Genomic DNA, 18,397 nt, shown 5'->3' with positions numbered 1-18,397 from the left:
GACAATGACGATCAATCTCGAGGCCGAGGCGGCCACCCGGGAAGAGAACAACGCGGCGCTCATCGCAGCACTGAACGAGACAAGTCTCAGCGAGGTGGAATCCAGCTGGGAGCTCGATGTCATCAACGACGCGGAGCGCGGTCGCTGGATCGCCGCCCTCGGCGCCGAAGCGATCGCTGAACTCCCGTACCGGTTCGTGGGCGGCCGTGTCGTGCTGCTAACGACCTGGGTCGACCCCGCCTACCGACGCAATCGGGTGGCCACGGAGCTCGTCGCTCGCGTGCTGGACGAGATCCGCGAGAGCGGGAAGAAGATCACCGTCATCTGCCCGGTCGTGGGTAAGTTCATTGCCCGCAACCCGGAATACCTCGATCTCATCGACAAGGTCCATCCCGGCGCCGGCGCCTACCCCCAGCACGAACCCGCGGAAGGCGACCACGACGAGGAGCTCACCGCGTTCGAGAACGACCTGACTTGACATCCTCCACTGCCATGAACGGCGGGGATTCCCTCCGCGCTGCGCGCGGAACGCGCAACGCCCAGGCGGGTTCCTGCTTCACCGCGGCCAGCCGGGACAAGTCCTGGTCTTACGTCCGCTCCACAGGCGTTTACCGTCTCCGCAAGCCCTGCGGCGACAATGCCACGCTGTGTCGGTCGTGACGCTTCGGAGCTTCCGGAACTACCCTTCGCCCCGCACATGATCACCTTGTCACCGCCTACTGACGTCAGGTCAACGGCACGACTCGGGCCTTGGCGGCCCTCACCGCACCGGCCTTCACCCCCGCCCTGAAGGGCGGAGCACTGGCCCGCACCTCGGTAGCAGTCCGGCGTTCGGGCGTCGGTCGTTTGTCGTCCAGCGGGTCGGGATGGGCGACTGCGGACGAACATCGGCAACGTCGCGGCCCTCGACGACGCCGTCGCCGCCCTCAACCCGACCGAGCGGACCAAGGCGAAGACGATCATCCGCGTTCGCCCATGAGGACTCGGAAACAGTTCCGGGCCTTCGATGATCAGCGTCAGCTACGTGGTCAGGGTCGGACGACTCGTAGGGAACACCTCAGCGGACTGGTCAAGTGCCTGGTGCGCACCCACGCGAAGCCTCCAGAAGCTCCGGGGCGGTTCAGACTAAGAGAAAGGCACGTATCGATGCACAACATAGCACCAGTGATCAACCAGGCTCGCCGGGGCAGAACGCTCCGGCTGGCATTCTTATCTGCGGTGGTCTCCCTGGTGGCCTCGTTTGCCGCGTCGGCCGCGCCGATCCCCCTGTTCAACATCTACCGGGCTGAGGAAGGGTTCACCAACGCCGGCATCTCGATGGCCGTCGTCACCACCGCCGTCGGCACTATCGCCGCACTGTTGGTGCTGGGGCGACTGTCCAATCATGTGGGCCGACGGCTCACCGCGATCGCCAGCCTCGGCCTGCTCCTGCTGGGCTGTCTGCTGCTGCTGAACGTGCACGACATCGGCACCCTGCTGGCCGGTCGGCTACTGATGGGCGTCGGTACCGGGTTGGCCAGCAGCAGCCTCACCTCCTACATCGTCGACGCCGCACCCACCAGGCCGCAATGGTTGGCCGCCGTCGCCTCCAGCCAGGGACCCATGCTCGGTCTCACCCTCGGTGCCATCGCCTCCGGCGCCCTGGTCCAGTTCGGCCCCTGGCCACGCGACCTCATCTACCTGGTTTGCGCCGGTCTCCTCGTATTAGCTGCCGCACTCATCGTCATCAGCCCGGAAACCGCACAGCCGACGCCGGGCGCTTGGCGATCACTGCTACCCCGGGTCCGCGTACCGGCCGGGGTCAGGCGTCTGCTCCCTGTCGCGGCAGCGGTGTTCCTGGCCACTTGGGCGACCGGGGCTTTCTACCAGGCCTTCGTGCCCGCGCTGGTCGAAGATCAGCTCCACACCCACAGCCCGCTCATCCTCGGACTGGTGTTCGCCGCCTACATGGCCCCCAGCGTTCTCGGCGCTCCCCTTGGCGGCCGGTTCACCTCCGCGGCGGCCCAACGCGTCGGCATGATCATCTTCATGGCTGGATGGATCGGCATCATCACCGCGATCGCCATCGGCACACTGGCGTTGTTCATCGCCGCCACCATGGTCGCCGGCGCCGGTCAAGGCATCGCCATCAGCGCCGCCACCCGCGGTCTGCTGCATGACAGCACCGTGGCCGACCGGGCACCGATCTTCAGCGCGATCTACCTCCTCTGCTACAGCGGCGCCGCCTTCCCCAGCCTCATCTCCGGGGAACTCTCGAACACCTTCTCGCTACCGCAGATCGCCCTCGGATACGGCGGACTTGCCATCGTCGCCACCCTGCTCACTGTCCTCGCTGCACGCAATCCGTACATCGACACGACCAGGAACAGCCAGCATGGTGAGCTAATCAAAGCCGCAGACCCAGCGAGATCACGGCCGGGCGCGCCACCAGCGCTTCGACGCGGATGACATGACAATCACTCTTCACTTTCTCTCGAGCCGGTTCACCCCCTGCTCTGATTGAGCTGCGGGGATCGGAACGCGACGAGCGGGAGAGGTGTTGGCGAGGCTGCGCCAGCCCGGCTACGAGGTCACCCGCGGCCGCAGACCGGGCCTGCCGGGAGGGCGTGCGCGGGCCTACCGGGCGGACCTGGCTGGCCTGATCGCCCACCCCGCCATCTCGTGGCGGCCATCCATGGGACTACAACGCCGACGGTCGGGGTGTCGGGCCGATGACCGGTGTACGGCTTCCGCCCTGCTGCTCCGTTTCCGCTCTCCGGCGACCCCCGCTTTTGTAGGTTGGCGAAAGAAACGTGCCTCCGCTCCCCGAGGGGCGTGCCGAAGGAGGCAGACGCGTGAGGCCCAGCCCGCTCCCCCGGATCCTTCGCCGGCGCGGCGAGCCTGGCTATCCGACGTTCCTGGAGCTCTTCTTCGACCTGGTCTACATCTTCATGCTCTCCAGACTCTCGGCGGCGCTGGCCGAGGACCTCACCGTCCGGGGCGCCGCCCAGACCGCCGTCCTGCTGCTGGCCGCCTGGTGGGTCTGGGTACTGACCGCGTGGCTCACCGATCTGTTCAACCCGCGGTTGCCGGTCATCCAGGCCACCGTCCTGGCGGTCATGTTCGGCACTCTGTTGATGGCGATCGCGGTGCCGTACGCCTTCGCCGAATACGGCTGGCTGCTCGTCGCGGCGTACTTCGGCATCCATCTCGTCCGGGACGCCGTCCTCATTCCCGGTACCCGGGTGAATCGCCCGATCCAGGCCCGGAGCATCCGGGTGTTCTTCTGGTTCGGCGTGACGGCGCTGCCGTGGGTGGCCGGGGTGTTCGTGCACGCAACGGCCCGGCTGCTGCTCTGGTCGGTCGCGGTGGCGGTCGACCTCGGGTCGGCTCGGTTGGGCTGGCCGACGCCGAAACTTGGTCGCACCGAACTGGCCAGTCAGATCTTCACCGGCTCCCACCTGTCCGAGCGGCATCGAGAAATCTTCATCATCTCCCTCGGCGAGCTGATCCTGAGCTGCGGCATCGGACTGGCCGGCAGCGGCTTCCAAGCCGGCCGGGTGGCCACGAGTTTCGTCGGGTTCGCCAGCGCTGTCGTGCTCTTTCAGCTCTACTTCCACCGGGTGCAGCAGTTGCTGGCACCGCCGGCCGTCATGGTGGTGGAGCGGGTCCGGCCCGGCACCTCCACCTCGTACAGCCACCTGGTGATGGTGGCCGGGGTGCTGGTGGTGTCGACCAGCGTCTCGCTGGTCATCGATCAGCCGTTCGGTGCGGCACCGGCCGCCTGGATCGCCGCCATCCTGGGCGGGCCGGCGCTGTTCCTGCTCGGGAGCTGTCTGTTCGACGCCGTGGTCACCGGACGGGTCCTCCGGTCCCGGGCGTTGGGGATCGTGGTGCTGTGCGTCATCGGCCCCGTGATGGCGCTGCTTCCGCCGTTGGCCATCCTGGTCGTGGCGAATCTGGTGCTGCTGCTCATCCTGGCCTGGGAGACGCTGCCCGCACACGCCCGGCCGGTCCGGGTCACCGTGCCGACCGGGTGAGGCTCACCCGAGCGCCGGTGGCATCGGCGCCCGGGCGTGCCGGTGGGTGCTCACCAGATTCGCCGCAGCGACCAGGGCCAGGATGGTCATGGCGAGCAGCGCGACCACCACCGGCGGCAGCAGGCCCGCGGTCGGCGCCGCGCCGGCCAGCAGGACCAGCCCGGCCAGCCGGGACCGGGACAGCCGACCGAAGACCGTGTAGTCCAGCACCCCGCGGCCGACCAGGAACAGCGCCGGTCCGCCGAGGATGACCGCAGCCCACGAGGGCGGCGTCTCCCCGAAGGGACGCATCACGACGAGGTGACTCGTGACCGCCATGCCGCCGATGCCCGCCACCATGATCAGATGAGTGACCGCGGCGGACTGCGTGAGCAGGGACGGGTTCGCCGATCGCGCGATGGCCTCGGTCAGCAGCTCGCCGGCCCGGTAGATGTAGATCCGCCAGGCCAGCACCACGATCGTGAACACCACCAGCAGCGCCCACGCCCGGTCCATGGTGTAGTCGCTCCGGCTGAAGGTCGTCCCGATGACGAAGATGGACGCGCCGAGCGCGATGATGACGAACTGCCGGTACCGCTCGGCCACCCGCTCGCCGACCAGCCGCCACTCCTGCGGCTGCGCCCGCCCGAGCCTCGGCAGCGGCCAGCCCAGCGAGGCGGCGACGTACTCCATGGCGACAGTCGCCGCCCAGAGCACGAGGCGGGTGGGGCCGGTGGCCAGCGCGCCGCCGATCCAGCCGACGGCGGCGATGCTGTACCAGAACAAGATCCGGCCGCTGCGGACCGGCTCGTTCGCACTCGGCCGGAGCAGGAGGTAGTAGATGCTCGAACCGAGGTGGATCGCCAAGTAGGTGATCGCGAAGAGCAGGCCACGCCCGTCGTACGCGTCGGGTGCCGCGGCTGCCAGCAGCAGGCTGCCGGCCGCCACCCCGATGAACTGCACCTGGACCGCGGGCCGCATCAGGTCCAGGGTGTCGGCCGCCCACGTGGTCACCGCCCAGACCAGGGTGAACGCGAGCAGCAGGACCAGCGTCTCGCCGACGCCGGTCCAGCTCACGTCGGCAGCGAGTGTCCTGACCAGGGAGATCATCGCAAAGACGTACGCCAGGTCGAAGAAGAGTTCCAGGAACGCCGGGCGGCCGGGGTCCCGTGGGGTCGGAGCCGCCGCGTTGGCGCCGCCTTCGGTCACCATCGATGTCCTCCGGACCCCCGCACTGCCCTCGACTGATGACACCCTACGGACACCGGCCCGGCCGCAGACTCGCCTTCGGCGTCATAACCCCCTACCGCGCGATCTTTCGGTCCTACCGGCCCGGTGCGCGATGGCTGCCGCCCCCGGCGCCGTGCGGCGCCGTCGGGATAGCGACGGGCCGCTCGGCCGCCGGCGACGCCGGCGGTGATGACAGTGCTGGGCAGGTAGATCAGCTGCCCGCTCCTGCGCCACGCAGTGACCACCACGGTCCTGACCTGGCGCACAGCCGGGAAGAGCCTTCGAAGCCGTCGGCGAGGCTGGCGAGGTCACGGTGGCGAGGTTGCCCTGGTCGGTGCCGTAGACGCTGTGGGACTCCGCGACGCGTCGGCTCCGTACGTGACACAGACCCGACCACTGTCCGCCTGGGCCGAAGTGGGGGCCTGTCGAACGATCGGTGTAACGCTACGGCAGCTTGGCCTTTGGGCTCACCTACCAGCCGGAAACGCAAACGATGCACGCTTCAATGGATCTCAGCGGGCACGGTGGGATTGTGGTTCGTGTCCGAGGGGCCACGGCATCCGGACATTCATGGTCGTCATCAACGGTGATCGGCAACTGGCGCCCCGGTAGCGAGAGCCAACCGACTGGCGCTGTCGTTGGAATTCGGTTCGTGTGCCAGCATCGACACAGACCGTTTCCCAACACGGGCTACGCCTTGCTATGGGCCGCGGAACGTGCCTGTTCGCCCACCACCCTCGTGAGCTTGATGTAGTCGATGACGATCGACCCTGATCTCACGGCCTCAAAGCGGACCGGATGCTGCCCGGCGTCCGCGAAGGTGAGCCGCCCCAGGTTCACCGGGACGTACTGGTTGGCCGTCGAGCTGTTCTGGTCGACCGCCGCCCCTCTCGCGGCGCCGTCCGCGTATGCCTGGACCGTCGCCCTCCCGGACGTGTTCGTCTTGTACTGGTACAAGACGTCGTAGGTGCCCGCGACGGGAACATCGACCAGGAACTGGATCCACTCCCCGGCAGGCACCGAGCTGGTCTGCAGGTACGTCCTCCCGTTCGTCGAGGAGGTTGACAGGGTGATGCTGGGGACGCTCCTCTCGACGAAGCCGAGCTGCGACTCTCCCTCGATCACCAAGTCAGGTGTGACGACGATCCGGTACTCCGCTCGCGTCGTGCCGTCTTCCGCCGTGACGACCAGGGTGTCCCCGCTGTCGAGCGACGCGTCCGCGCTCCTCGGCCTGCCGTCGGGATCGGCGACCGCATACGTCTGGGCGGTGCCGTCCGTCGACTCGATCTGCGTGGTCAGGTCGGCCACCGTGGATCCCAGTACCGTCGTGACGACCCTCGGCGGGGTGTCCAAGCCCGTCACGTTCTCGTGCCCGCTCCGCTTGAGCTGGATGGCGACGTTGTGCGGGTCCTTCACGATCGGCGGATAGGCCTGGGCGTCCGGCACCGTCACGTTGGTGAGGTCTTGGAGAGGGGTCAGTTCTTCCCCCCAGGTGCCGTCGTAGAAGGCGGAGTCACGCAGGGTGATGTTGCTGGCGTTTTTCAGTTGGATGACGCTGGGGTTGTTCGTTCCCCTCACCATCGTCAGACCGTCGAGCTCCGCGTTCTTGACGTCGTCGAGCACGAACGCGTAGCGGTCGTCGTTGCTCTCGAAGTTCGTCGTCACGTTCTTGAAGCTCAACCCCTGCACGTGCCTCGCCCAGAACCCATAGGAGGGCTGCACCCCGAAGTCAGCGACGTTGTACTTGCCCACGCCCAGCTCCGGAGGGCTGATCTGCGAGTCCTCGTAGCTGTTGCCGCCTTTGACCAGCAAGTTCACATTTTCGAACGTGACGTTCTCGACGTAGCCGATGGTGCGACCGTCCGGGAGGGTCGGTCCGCCCTCGCCGACCTTGTAGCCGGCGATGATCGGCGTCGCCTTGTTCTGGTTGGTGTAGGGGACCCACCGCTTCGAGGGGTCGCTGTACTGGCTGCCCCCGTAGACCTCTTCGATGTTGACGTCCTTGATGTGAACGTTGCGGACATGGCCGATGTTGACGTTGGTGCTGAGCAACTCGTCCCGCTGCACGCCGTTTTCCATGAACTTCGTTCGCTGCGCCTGCCCGCCGATCACCCGGCCGCGGTTGGAGATCGAGATGAAGAAGGGTGCCCGCGTGCGTCGCATCTGCGCCTGGTGGTGGACCGGCCCGGTCTTACCCGAGTTCAGGTAGATGTTCTCGACGGTCGCGCCGTCGTTCGTGGAGATGGAGAACCCGGCCTTGTTGCCGGCCAGCACATAGATGTTGTCGACGTAGGCGTTCCTGATGTCGTCGGCTGTCTCGCTCCCGATCTGGAAGAGGTTGCAGTTCGTGTCGCCGATGACGTTCCGGACGTAGAAGTCGGTCGCCGGCCTGGTGAACCCTAAGGAAGAGTCGCTACCAGGCTTGACGATGTCGTCGGACGTCCCCTTGGCGTAGATGTTCTTGACGGTGACGTAGCTGCTCTGCATGAAGTCGAAGACGTCCCGGGCTTGGCCGCCCTTGCCCTTGTCGTAGTAGAAGTCGTGCGTGTTGATGTGGTCCGTGCCGGTGGCCAGCAGGGCGAAGTGTCCGGCGTTGTCGACCTTCAGCATGTTGCTGATGTCTGTCTGCTTCGACTCGGTTGTGCCGTCCTTGGCCAGGCTCTTGATGTAGTACGGCTGGTCGGTCGTGGGTGAGTCCGTCTCCTCGTACCAGAGGTCCAAGCCGTTGTTGAGCCCGCCGAACTCGACGTTGGTGCTGAGCTTCAGGGTCACCATCTTGTCGGCCCTGAGATCCGGGGCATTGTCCATGACCTTGTCGGTGGTCACGATGTTGCCGTTGCCCGTAATCCGGCCGTTCCCGATGATCTTGATGTTGTCCACCCTCTCACCGAAGAACATGCTGTTCCGGAAGTAGGTGTGGCCGACATCCTGCTTGGTCGTGTAGTTCTCGGGATCCTCGTAGGGCCCCGGGTCGGTCGGCGAGGTACCCGAACGATAGGCCTTGTCGGAGAAGTACAGGGCCTCGGGCGCGTCGGCGCCCTTGATCGCGGAGATGGTCGCGTCCTTGTCGACGTACAGGTAGACGTTGCTGAGCAGATGCACGGTCCGGACGGTGAACGTGCCGCTCTCGAACAGCAAGGTCCCGCCGCCGATTTCGTTGAGGTAGCGGATCGCCCGATTGATCGCTTCCGTGTCGTCGGCGAGCCCGTCGCCCTTGGCCCCCATCAGCTTGGCGTTCAGCTTGCCGGTGTAGAACGATGCCACGTTCGACTCGCCGTTGGTCCGACCGCCTCTGACGTCCAGCTTGAAGTTGTACTCGGTGTCCGGTGTCAGGTCCTCGACCTCGACCTCGCCGGCGCGGGCGTCGACCGTAGCCGTGCTCTGCGTCCAGGTTGCGCCCCGGTCCGTCGACTGCAGCAACCTGACGGACGCCGCGTGCTGGGGCGTCGTCCACCGGAATCGCGCCTTCGTGTAGGTATCCGGGGCTTCCCGGTAGGTCAGGCTCTTGTCCAGCACCCTGTGGAGGTCGCTGACGGTCCTGACGACCTGGAGGGTGGCCGCGGCTGGCGGGCTCGTCAGTTCCTCGGACTCCGAGGTGGTGTAGGAGGCTTCGAACGAGTAGCTGCCTTGCTTGACCGAGACGTGCGTGAACCGGATCTGCAGGTCGACACCGTTCGACGGCCTGAGGTCGAGCCCGTGGAACGTGATGATCTGGCCGCCGTCTTGAAGGCCCTCGATCGTGGCCGTCCCAACCCTCTGGAACCGGTAGCCCGCTCCGACCCTGCCGACCGGCTGCGTCGCGAGCCCGGACAGTTTGACCTCTCCCCGACCGATGACGTTGACGGTCGTGTTGTCCATCGTGGCGCGGATTCCCCGTGGCACCTTCACGCGCACGTCGGTGGCGGGACTTCTCATACCGGAGGTGAAGTTCACGACCACGTCGGAAGTGGCATTCGCCGTGATCTCTTCTTGTTGCAGCTCGAGCCGGCCGCGCACGGCGCCCTTGACGATGTCGATCGTGTAGTGGTGTGTCTTGTGCCCTGCGGTCACGGTGAGGACGTCGCCCGCCACGACGCGGTCCGTGGGCCGCTTCTGAGCACCCTGCGAGTCCTCGACCGTGTAGGTCTGGGTGGACCCGTCCTTGGCGGTGATTTCCTTGAGCAGCTGGTCCACCGAGTTGACCTCGAGCGTGGTGCGTCCCTGACCCTCGGGGGTGTCCACTGTGTAAATGAACGTGCCACCTGAAGCCAGGGTGATCGTGTTGCTCGAGATGTCAAGGATGTGGATGCCCTCTGCCGAGGGGACGACGGATACGGAATCTGGGGCAGTGGCGCGGCTGACCGGTGCGGGCACCGCGTCAGGCACCTGCCCGCCTGCGGCAAAGGCGGGTGGGGCGATGGACAGCACCAGCGCCGTCAAAGCGCTTCCCAGGAATGTCGTGCGGCTGGCGTTCGTCACGTTTTCGACCTCCACCTTCGATCTGCCCGGCAGCGTCGGCTCGCCGACCGCGAGAAGGAGTCGCACGTGACCGTAGTTCCGCTGCGGGCCCGCAGACCATCAGTTGCCGTGAGTTGCCCTGGCGCTTGCTAAGAGGCCAGAGGTGGTGACGCTGCCGTACCTTGCGACCGGATGGGCGTCGAACGCCCGGATCCGCCGGGAGCAGCCGGTCGGGATGGAGGTCAAGGGTCGCGCCCGGAGGTGAGGTCTGCTGGAGATCAACACTCGACCTCCGCACATCGTGGGCAGTGGGCGCAGCAGCCGGCGGCCGCTCACACTCAGTTGCTACCGTGCCGGCGGCGGTCCGCTGCGGGTCCGGCCTGGCCTATCCGGTGGTGATCCCGGCCGACGGTCTTGCTGCGGGCCAGGGAGTTCCGCCTAGTCAGCATGGGGTGCGATCCGGGCCGGACGCCGTTGACCCGTGGAGGCGCGGACCACCAGGTGGGTCGGAATCGTGACCGGTTTGTCGACCGGCGGCTGGGCGCCGGAGATGAGAGTGAGCAGGCCCTGTACGGCGGTGCGGCCAAGGAGGTGCAGCGGCGCGGCGAGGGTGGTCAAGCCGGGCGTGACCAGGTCGGTACCGAAGATGTTGTCGAACCCCACGACGCTGACGTCCTGCGGCACCCGGAGGCCGACGGTCGAGAGGCCGCGCAGCAGGCCCAGGGCCATCAGGTCGTTGTAGGCGATGACCGCGCTGGTCGGTCGTCGCCAGAAGTCGTCCGCAGCGGCGACGCCGCCGAGCACGGTGGGCGGATACGGGCCGAGACGGTGCAGTCGCAGGCCCAGTTCGACGGTGGCCTCACGTAACGCCCGCCAGCGGATCCCGTCCGACCACGCCGCCTCCGGCCCGGCCAGATAGGTGATGTGGCTGTGACCAAGGCCGTGCAGGTGATCCACGGCCTGCCGCATGCCGCGCCGGTGATCGGTCACCACCGACGGCACACCCGCGACGGCCCGGTTGAGCACGACCAGCGGCCGGAGCTTGGCCGTCATCCGGATCGAGGTGTCGGACATCCGGGTGCTGGCCAGCACGATGCCCTCCACCGTCTGGACGGCCCGGTCCAACGCCTCCCGCTCGAGCTGGTCGGACTCCTGCGCGTCGACGAGCAGCATCGTGAAGCCGGCCCCCATCGCCGCCGCCTGAGCACCACGGATGATCTCGAAGTAGTACGGGTTGGTGATGTCGGAGATGGCCAACGCGATCATCGAGGAACGCCCGCTGAGCAGCGCGCGGGCGACGGGATTGGCGCGGTAGCCCATCTCCAGCGCGATCCTGCGGATCCGCCCGGCGGTATCGGCGTTGACCCGGCCCGGGCGGGCGAATGCCCGGGACACCGTCGACGCGGCAACGCCCGCCGCTCGCGCCACATCGTAGATGGTTGGCGCCGCCCGCCCGTCACTGCCGGTCGAAGCTGCCACCGGGCCTCCTCGAGGTTACGGGGACGTTTCCCAACCTAGATCCTGCGAATGCCGACGACTGGGGTTGACCCGCTGTGACGGACAGGGTCGGTGTGTGGTGTCAGGCCACCATACTGCCCGTGATGGGGGCGGCGGCGTCTTGGCGACGGCCGGACCGTGACTGCCAAGCGACGTGGCATCGGCCTGAGGTAGCGACACGGTTAGTTGCTACAGCGACCGGGGGATTATGAGATCAAACTGCCCGCCCCGATGATCTGGGCGCAAGTGGTCCTAGCAGCGGAAACACCTCTCGACATCTCACACCACTCCCCCGCCGTCCGTCGACCTCTTGCGGACCAGATGCGGACCGCGCACGGTCAGGAGACAAGCAGACGTGACCGCAGGATCCGCCCTACCCCTGATGCTTGGCAGACTCACCGCGTGACAGATGAGCACGGCCAAGACGAACCCGACACCGACCAGCCGCCCCGGACACCAACTCTGAAAGTCGCGAGGCAGTTGGCAAAGGAGTTGGCCGGGGTCGCGACTGTGGAGGTCGATCGCGTCCTGGGCGGGATATCGGTGGGCATCACGCCAAGTAACCCCGATGCCCGTGCCTTCGGATGGACGGACTTCTCCGATGAGCTCGCCGTCGAGGCGTAGCGCCGCGGTGAGATTGAAGACCGGGCTGTCCGGCTGCAGACCCTGCAGGAACCAGAAGCGCTGCTGGGCCAGGGACGCCGGGAAGTGGACGACGGCCGGGCCGGTCATGCGGCACCCCCTGCCTCGGTTGTCTGGGCGACCTCGGCGTCCTGCGCCGACTGGAGCGTCCCGCGGGCCGCGACCGCTATGACGCCGGACAGCATGATGAAGAACCCCATGGCGGCGAAGACCCATCGTGCGCCGGCCGTGTCGACGACGACGCCCGCGAACGGCAGAATGAACGGGCGGGGCAGCTCCTGCACGCTGTTGGTCAGGGTCATGATGCGCCCACGGAGGGCGCTCGGCACTATCCGCTGCAGCATGCTGATACCCGTGACGAGCGTGACGGCGTTGCACCCCGACCGCAGGGCGACCAGCACCGCCGCGAGCGCCAGGCCCGGCGCGACCGCGAGGGCCAGCGTAGCGGCGCCCATCGCCAGGAATCCGACTGCCATCGCGGTCGCCGCCCGCTCCGGCTTGACCAGCATGCCGACGAGGACGGATCCGACGGCGTAACCGAGGCCGCCCAGGCTGGAGAGCAGGCCGAAGCCGACGCTGCCCACGTCGAGTTCGGTCGCGAAGGCCGGCAGGACCACGGGCGCAGGGGCGAAACCGAGCGTCGCGACGATGCCGATCAGCATGTAGAGCACGATCGGCGGCCGGTGGCGCGCGTACCGCACGCCGGTGCGCAGGTCGGCGACGAAGGTGACGTGCCCGTCGCGGGCCGGCCCGGCCAGCGCGGCCGCCGGGATGAGCAGCACCGCGCCGGCCGAGAACGCGAACGTCGCCGCGTTGAGCAGAAACGGCATCGCCGTCGGCGTGCCGGCCACCAGGAAGCCGCCGACCGCCGGGCCCACCACCTGCATCGCGTAGTTGGTGGACGACAGCAGGCCGTTCGCGCGCACTAGCGATCCGGGCCCGGTCAGGTCGGGCAGCGCGGCCGTCTGCGCGGCGTTGAACAGCGCTGTGAGGGCCGAGTGCACCAGGGTGATCGCGACCACCAGCCACAGTCCGGCGTGGGTGAAGGCGAGCGGCACCAGGCACGCGGTGGCGACGCGCAGCACGTCGGCGGTGAGGAGCAGGCGCCGGCGGTCGAGCCGGTCGGCGATGGTGCCGGCGAACGGCCCGATGACGACGGCGGGAAGGTAGAGCGCCGTGGCGATGATCGACACCGACAGGCCGGGCGACGAGGTACGGGTGGCGAGCCAGATCAGCGCGACGCCCTGCACGGCGTCGCCGAACGTCGAGATCGCGCCGCCCGCCCAGAGCCGGCGCAGCGCCGGCAGGCTGCGGAGCAACCCGACGTATGTGACCGGTGCGGTACTCGTCATGCCCTGAGTCAACCCCCTAGAAGCGAGCGTCAGTTTGGAAGAGCGTCCTCAACCGGTCGTGATGCCCGAAACGCCTGCTGCGAACGGCCGACTCAACTACGTCTCGTGCCCGCTCGTGACCGCTGGGCCGTGTGGCTACTGGCCCGTGGATGGCCCGCCAGCCTTCCGGGCGGCCCCAGAATCGCGGTGCGGACTACCCTGACCGCCGTGACGACGATCGAGCAGCTTGAACGGGACGTCTGGCCGGACCCCGGCCCGGACGCCACCTCTCTCGTCAGGCGTTGCACGGAGCTGCGACGCAAGCCGTTGGCTGAGTTCACGGTCGAAGACCTGCGCATCATGCTCGGGCAAGAAATTGGCGTGCCCGCCCTGCTGCCCCGCGCGGTACAAGTTCTGCTCCGCGATCCGTTGGCTGAGGGCGACTATTACCCGGGCGACCTGCTCTCCAACGTGCTGCGGCTACCTGACTCCGCGTGGTCGAGCCTACGAACGGAACGGAAGCGGCTGGCATCTGTCCTGGCTGAGCTCGTTGCCAGCCCCCCGTTCTCCGACCCTGGCCTCAAGTCTCGTGACCCTGAACGACTGCTTCGCGATGCCATCGTGCGGTTTCTTGGTCGATGAGAGCGGATGGTCACCGGGGAGATGACCACCAAGTCGGGCGCAGGCCGCTGGGGTCTCTCCTACTACGACGAGCGCTGGCACAGGGTCCTTCGTGAGGCGCTGCGCCTGCGCGAAGGCGGACAGCCCGAGTATGACGACCAGGCATTTCGACTCCAGGACACGACCGATTTCACTGCGTACGTCGTGGAGGTCGGCACAGGCCGCCCGGTCGCCCCTTCAGCGGATTGACGACGAGAGGTGCGGGCAGCACTATCCCCCCGGTCGAGCGGGGCGGTCCCTCCCCCAGCGTTGTCGCGATTGCTTACTCGGGTGCGCTGGCATCGGGACGTCCAGACGGCATCCAGGGCCAGCTCGGCGTAACGCCGCGTAGCACGCGGTACGCGGCATGAGCGTTCATTTCTAGGCTGATTGGCCGGCTCACTCGTCGCTTGTCGTGGGGGAGGTTCCCGGGTCGTTTCGGGCGGGGCCCGGCTGCTGCTTACCCTCCGGGTTGGCGTCGGTGAGCAGTCGGGCGGCTAGGGCGCGTATCTCATCCTTGAGTTTGTCCGGTCGGTCGATCGTGAATGGCCAGCCGAGCCCGGCGAGCATCTGTGCTGCACCGTCGAGCCGTTCGGCCCGGGCTGTGAGGCGCACTCCGTCGGGCACCTCGGTAAGCGTGCCGACCGACGGCGGGATCCGTCGCTGCGCCTGCCCCAGGCTGGTGTGTAGTACCACGGAAATGTCGTGCGCGTACGGCACGGCTGCCAGACCGGCAAGTACCTGCGTGGTGGGATCGAAGCCGGCCGGGATGTCGAACCTGCCCTGGGCGGGGCGGGCCGTCCCGATCCGGTCGAGCCGGAACGTCCGCACGGCCCGGCGGTTGTGGTCGTGACCGGTGACGTACCACCGGCCAGCGTGGAAGACCAGCCCGTACGGGTCGAGCCGCCGCTCGCCGGACCGGCCGCGCCAGGTGGTGTAGGCGATGCTCACCGGTTGCTGATGTCGGGCCGCCTCGGCGAGCACCAGCAGCACCTCGATGCCGGGCGGGGCGGGCTTCCGGACCGGTGCGGTGAAGTCCACGGTTGCCAGCAGCGAATCGATCCGCCGGGCGAGGACGGCCGGCAGTACCCGGCGGATCTTCGCGGTCGCACTCTCGGCGGCCGCGCCTTCGGCGGTGACCAGCCCCGCCCGGGTAGCGGCGACGAGCCCGAGCATGACGGCGACCGCCTCCTCGTCGGTGAGCATGAGTGGCGGCAGCTTGTATCCGGGCGCGAGCCGGTACCCGCCGTAGCGACCGCGCCGGGCCTCGACCGGGATGCCGAGGTCGGCGAGGTGCCCGGCGTAGCGGCGGACCGTGCGCTCGTCGACGCCCAGCCGACCGGCCAGGTCGGCGACGGTGAAGCCGCCACCGGCCTGGAGGATCTCCAGCAACGCCAATACACGCGCGGTGGGCCGGGCCAATGATCTGACTCCTAATCCGGGCGGAATCTGTCCAGTATTGATCGTAGCGTGTGTGGCATGACGACATTCGTACTGGTTCCCGGGTTCTGGCTCGGCGCGTGGGCCTGGCGCCCGGTCACCGCCGCTCTGCGTGGGCACGGCCACGAGGTGTACCCGCTGAGTCTGACCGGCCTGGGCGAGCGCGCCCACCTGGCCCGCCCGGACACCGACCTCGACGTCCACGTCACCGACGTGGTCAACCTGCTTCGCTACGAGGACCTACACGACGTGGTCCTCGTCGGGCACAGCTACGCCGGCGCGGTCGTGACGACCGCCGCCGCCGACCGCATGACCGACCGCATAGCCCAGCTGGTTTTCGTCGACACCGGCCCACTACCCGACGGAATGGCTAACGAAGACTTCAGCCCACCCCAGGAGCGTGAACGCAACGCGGCGGTTGTCGCCGAACACGGCGATGGCTGGCGGCTGCCGCCCCCGCCGTGGGCCGAACTGGCGGCGAGAGCAGCAGATGTGGATGAGTCGGTCGTCGCGCTGCTCGGTGAGCGGTCGGCGGCCCAACCGTGGGCGACCGCCACCGCCCCGGTGCGGCTCACCGGGGCGTGGGAGAAGCTGCCCCGCCTCGGCGTGCTGTCGAGCTTCACCGTCGAGCAGGTACGCGAGATGGCCGCCACCATGCCGCTGTGCCAGCACATGGCCGGCGACTCGTGGCGATACGAGGAACTGCCGACGTGGCACTGGCCAATGCTCAGCCGACCGGCCGAGCTGGCCCAGATCCTGCACCAAGCCAGGCCGACGGCATAGCCTGCGGTGCCCGGGTGACCGCCCACCGAGGTCACCCGGGCACCGGTGCGCAGTCGAGGATGGGCATCGAAACCAACCGCGCAGCCTCACGACCTCCACAAACCCCCTATAGGTCACGGTCTCGCGACATCAACGTCCGCTCATCGGCATGGTCGGATGCGCCCCACCTGCCGAGCAGCCAACGCCCGACCGGCGGCTATGACAGGGCGGCGCTAGCCCAATTCGACGAGTCTGGCGAGGTTCGCCAGGGCGATGCGCGTACCCGTCTCGTTGTCTTCGGCCGGGATCGCGTCGGGAATGCCGTCATGCACGACGACGACTTCGGTGCCGCCGTCCACGTCGGTGAGCGTCGTGGTCATGGTCATCGCGCCGCGCAGCGCGGGATCGTCGGTCTCGAACTCGACGACCTCGACCACCTGCTGGTCGGGCACGATCTTGACGAAGTGGCCGTGGTAGCTGTCGGTGTGTGCCGTCGACTTGCCGGTATTGTCTGGCGCCTCGTAGGTGAGCGAGAGGCGCAACGAGCCGCCCTCGCGCGCGTCGAACTCGTGCACGTGGCCGCTCATGCCGGTGGGCACCCGCCACTTGGCGACCGCGGTCGGGTCGAGCAGTGCCCGATAGACGGCTGAGCGCGGTGCCTTGACGAGTTGGGATACCTGGGTCGAGTACATGAAGTGAATCTAGTGCCGGGCGCCGGGATCAAGGTTCACTCACATCGGCTAAAGTCGCGCCTCCGCGATGCGCGATCAGCGGCAAATGAGTGCGTTGCAGTGGGCGAGCCTTAGCCGACGTTGAGCAGCAGGACCTCGTCCGGTTGCAATCCGGACAACGTGTCGTGGAGAAGCTCCAGGCCATCCATGGCCGCCATCCCGGCCTCCTCGAATCCGAGACGCTTGTTCTCGAAGTAGGCCCGGAGCTCGTCTTCGCGATGCGCGTCGGGAGCGAGCTTGCCCAGATACTTCTTGTGCACCGGAGTGAGCAGGAGTGTCTCGCCGTAGACCCTGTTGATGGCCGACGACTCAGCTCTGAGATCAGAGCGCCGCAGTCGTACGCCGTGACGCTGTAGATAGTCCACCAGCGCCAGCATGCAGTATCCCGACCACTCGTACCCAGGCCGCACGGGGCATGCATGCTCAGCCAGTACCTGAAAGAACGCGGCGTTTCGGTCGGTGGTGGCGCTGGAGCGAGACAATCGAGCCCACCACGACGTCCGATCGACCAGACCGGCCAGTTCCACCACCCGATCTCGATGGAGCACGTACAGCGATGCAATCGCCGACACCCCAACGGCCTCCCCACCTAGCGCTTAGTGCGACAGCATAGGGACGCGCTCATCGGCACGAGCGGTCGGCTGACTTGTCGGTCTCGCAGGTGCGGACCCCGACGCCCGCTCGGCGGCAAATGTGTGCACCTGATCATGACCTGGGCGCGCATCTTGACCTCAACCAAGGTTCAGCTTGAACACTGATCAGGATGCTGTCTCACGTAAGGGGTACTACACATGCGCGCAATCCAGGTGGCTGCGTTCGGCGATCCGGATGTGCTGTCGCCCGTGGAACTGCCTGACCCGGTGCCCGGACCCGGTCAGGTTGTCGTCGGCATGGCCGCAGCGGACGTCATTCTCCTCGACACCCTGCTTCGCGGCGGTTGGGGGCAGGACTTCTTCCCGCGGACGTTGCCGTACGTGCCGGGTGGTGGCGGAGCGGGCGCGGTGGTGGAGACCGGCGACAGGGTGGACCCGACATGGACCGGTCGGCAGGTGGTCGTACGGACCAGCGCCGGTTACGCCGAACGAGTCGTCGCGAACGTCGAGGAGATCATGCCGGTGCCGGACGGCCTAAGGGACGTCTCGTAACTGGGTGAAGGCGTTGCCCGGGGCCAGACCGGCGGTCAGCCAGCGAGGATGATGTTGTGGAGGTTGGCGATGCCGGAAGCGGCGTCGGTCAATGTGTGGGCGGCGCGGCGGTAGTCGCGCAGGATCTTGAAGCACTTCATCCTGGCCAGGGCGTGTTCGACCCCTGCTCGAACGGTCCTGTGTTCGGCGTTGAGGGCTTGCTTCCAGTCCGGAAGGTCACTGCCGTCGGAGGGCTTGCGGTACGGCATGATCACCTCGGGGTTGCCGCGGTAGCCGCCGTCGGCCATCACCGGCCGCCCGTCCAACTTCTCCTCGATCCCTGAGCTGCGGTAGACGATCGTGTCGTTGCGGTTGCCGGGCTGTGGGTCGCCGACGGCGATGACCAGGCGGGTGCTGGCGTCGATGGCGACCTGCAGGTTCGTCGAGTACCGGTCCTACCTTCTTTCAAGGTTGAGCGGGCCAGTCGTAGGGTCCGGGAGATCCAGGGGCGTCGGGTGTGGCTCAGTATCGGTTGCCGTACGCAT

General features: G+C 67.5%; 14 protein-coding genes and 2 pseudogenes. 8 read left to right on the top strand and 8 right to left on the bottom strand.

The genetic code is table 11. The annotated features are described in order from the left end of the window. Positions 1-4 precede the first annotated feature (4 nt). The 3 genes from ACFYPD_RS26415 to ACFYPD_RS26405 all read left to right on the top strand — a co-directional run bounded on the left by ACFYPD_RS26415 (position 5) and on the right by ACFYPD_RS26405 (position 4,019). Complete coding sequence (locus tag ACFYPD_RS26415; protein ID WP_387118823.1) at positions 5-478, top strand: GNAT family N-acetyltransferase; 474 nt, start codon at positions 5-7, stop codon at positions 476-478. Positions 479-1,218: 740 nt separating this feature from the next. Further along, positions 1,219-2,448 carry an MFS transporter gene (locus tag ACFYPD_RS26410; protein ID WP_387118820.1) on the top strand — a complete coding sequence of 410 codons (1,230 nt, stop codon included), beginning with the start codon at positions 1,219-1,221 and terminating at the stop codon, positions 2,446-2,448. A gap of 386 nt (positions 2,449-2,834) precedes the next feature. Continuing rightward, entirely contained in the window at positions 2,835-4,019 is a 1,185-nt protein-coding gene (locus ACFYPD_RS26405) for a low temperature requirement protein A (RefSeq protein ID WP_387118818.1), read from the top strand. A 3-nt stretch (positions 4,020-4,022) separates the two neighbouring features. Here the strand turns inward: ACFYPD_RS26405 and ACFYPD_RS26400 are convergent, their stop codons facing one another. The 3 genes from ACFYPD_RS26400 to ACFYPD_RS26390 form a co-directional block, all read right to left on the bottom strand. Further along, the gene (locus tag ACFYPD_RS26400) at positions 4,023-5,210 is read right to left on the bottom strand and encodes a low temperature requirement protein A (protein ID WP_387118815.1); all 1,188 of its coding nucleotides are present in this window, start codon (positions 5,208-5,210) and stop codon (positions 4,023-4,025) included. Positions 5,211-5,918: 708 nt separating this feature from the next. After that, the gene (locus ACFYPD_RS26395; protein ID WP_387118813.1) at positions 5,919-9,752 is read right to left on the bottom strand and encodes a carbohydrate-binding domain-containing protein; all 3,834 of its coding nucleotides are present in this window, start codon (positions 9,750-9,752) and stop codon (positions 5,919-5,921) included. A gap of 351 nt (positions 9,753-10,103) precedes the next feature. Further along, positions 10,104-11,144 carry a LacI family DNA-binding transcriptional regulator gene (locus ACFYPD_RS26390; RefSeq protein WP_387118810.1) on the bottom strand — a complete coding sequence of 347 codons (1,041 nt, stop codon included), beginning with the start codon at positions 11,142-11,144 and terminating at the stop codon, positions 10,104-10,106. A gap of 420 nt (positions 11,145-11,564) precedes the next feature. Between ACFYPD_RS26390 and ACFYPD_RS26385 the strand changes: the two genes are divergently transcribed. Then, positions 11,565-11,786, top strand: coding sequence for a hypothetical protein (locus ACFYPD_RS26385; protein ID WP_387118807.1), 222 nt, complete (start codon positions 11,565-11,567; stop codon positions 11,784-11,786). A 104-nt stretch (positions 11,787-11,890) separates the two neighbouring features. On the opposite strand, the gene ACFYPD_RS26380 is transcribed toward ACFYPD_RS26385, so the two are convergent. Then, positions 11,891-13,156, bottom strand: coding sequence for an MFS transporter (locus ACFYPD_RS26380; RefSeq protein WP_387118804.1), 1,266 nt, complete (start codon positions 13,154-13,156; stop codon positions 11,891-11,893). Positions 13,157-13,363: 207 nt separating this feature from the next. On the opposite strand from ACFYPD_RS26380, the gene ACFYPD_RS26375 reads away from it, so the two are divergent. Together ACFYPD_RS26375 and ACFYPD_RS26370 are read left to right on the top strand one after the other, a co-directional pair. Further along, entirely contained in the window at positions 13,364-13,777 is a 414-nt protein-coding gene (locus ACFYPD_RS26375) for a contact-dependent growth inhibition system immunity protein (RefSeq protein ID WP_387118801.1), read from the top strand. Positions 13,778-13,783: 6 nt separating this feature from the next. Next, entirely contained in the window at positions 13,784-14,005 is a 222-nt protein-coding gene (locus ACFYPD_RS26370; protein ID WP_387118798.1) for a hypothetical protein, read from the top strand. 189 nt (positions 14,006-14,194) lie between these two features. On the opposite strand, the gene ACFYPD_RS26365 is transcribed toward ACFYPD_RS26370, so the two are convergent. Then, a complete protein-coding gene (locus tag ACFYPD_RS26365) occupies positions 14,195-15,217 on the bottom strand; it encodes a helix-turn-helix transcriptional regulator (protein ID WP_387118795.1) in 1,023 nt (340 codons plus the stop codon). 57 nt (positions 15,218-15,274) lie between these two features. Between ACFYPD_RS26365 and ACFYPD_RS26360 the strand changes: the two genes are divergently transcribed. Next, positions 15,275-16,018: an alpha/beta fold hydrolase gene (locus ACFYPD_RS26360; protein ID WP_387118793.1), complete on the top strand. Its 744-nt coding sequence runs from the start codon at positions 15,275-15,277 to the stop codon at positions 16,016-16,018. Positions 16,019-16,230: 212 nt separating this feature from the next. Here the strand turns inward: ACFYPD_RS26360 and ACFYPD_RS26355 are convergent, their stop codons facing one another. Further along, complete coding sequence (locus ACFYPD_RS26355) at positions 16,231-16,689, bottom strand: SRPBCC family protein (RefSeq protein WP_387118790.1); 459 nt, start codon at positions 16,687-16,689, stop codon at positions 16,231-16,233. Between the two features lie 110 nt (positions 16,690-16,799). Further along, the gene (locus ACFYPD_RS26350) at positions 16,800-17,300 is read right to left on the bottom strand and encodes a hypothetical protein (protein WP_387118787.1); all 501 of its coding nucleotides are present in this window, start codon (positions 17,298-17,300) and stop codon (positions 16,800-16,802) included. A 219-nt stretch (positions 17,301-17,519) separates the two neighbouring features. Between ACFYPD_RS26350 and ACFYPD_RS26345 the strand changes: the two are divergent. Next, positions 17,520-17,858 (top strand): annotated as a pseudogene (locus ACFYPD_RS26345) (alcohol dehydrogenase catalytic domain-containing protein); the annotation flags it as partial. Positions 17,859-17,908: 50 nt separating this feature from the next. Here the strand turns inward: ACFYPD_RS26345 and ACFYPD_RS26340 are convergent. Next, positions 17,909-18,304 (bottom strand): annotated as a pseudogene (locus ACFYPD_RS26340) (transposase family protein); the annotation flags it as partial. Positions 18,305-18,397 lie beyond the last annotated feature (93 nt).

It is taken from the genome of Micromonospora sp. NPDC005299 (assembly GCF_042872345.1).
GTDB lineage: Bacteria > Actinomycetota > Actinomycetes > Mycobacteriales > Micromonosporaceae > Micromonospora.
This window is presented reverse-complemented; position numbering and strand designations above follow the sequence as displayed.

Bases quoted from the DNA above. Each gene is read 5' to 3' on its own strand.
- ACFYPD_RS26400 (WP_387118815.1), bottom strand. From the start codon at position 5,210: ATGGTGACCGAAGGCGGCGCCAACGCGGCGGCTCCGACCCCACGGGAC.
- ACFYPD_RS26415 (WP_387118823.1), top strand. From the start codon at position 5: ATGACGATCAATCTCGAGGCCGAGGCGGCCACCCGGGAAGAGAACAAC.
- ACFYPD_RS26360 (WP_387118793.1), top strand. From the start codon at position 15,275: ATGACGACATTCGTACTGGTTCCCGGGTTCTGGCTCGGCGCGTGGGCC.
- ACFYPD_RS26355 (WP_387118790.1), bottom strand. From the start codon at position 16,689: ATGTACTCGACCCAGGTATCCCAACTCGTCAAGGCACCGCGCTCAGCC.
- ACFYPD_RS26380 (WP_387118804.1), bottom strand. From the start codon at position 13,156: ATGACGAGTACCGCACCGGTCACATACGTCGGGTTGCTCCGCAGCCTG.
- ACFYPD_RS26370 (WP_387118798.1), top strand. From the start codon at position 13,784: ATGGTCACCGGGGAGATGACCACCAAGTCGGGCGCAGGCCGCTGGGGT.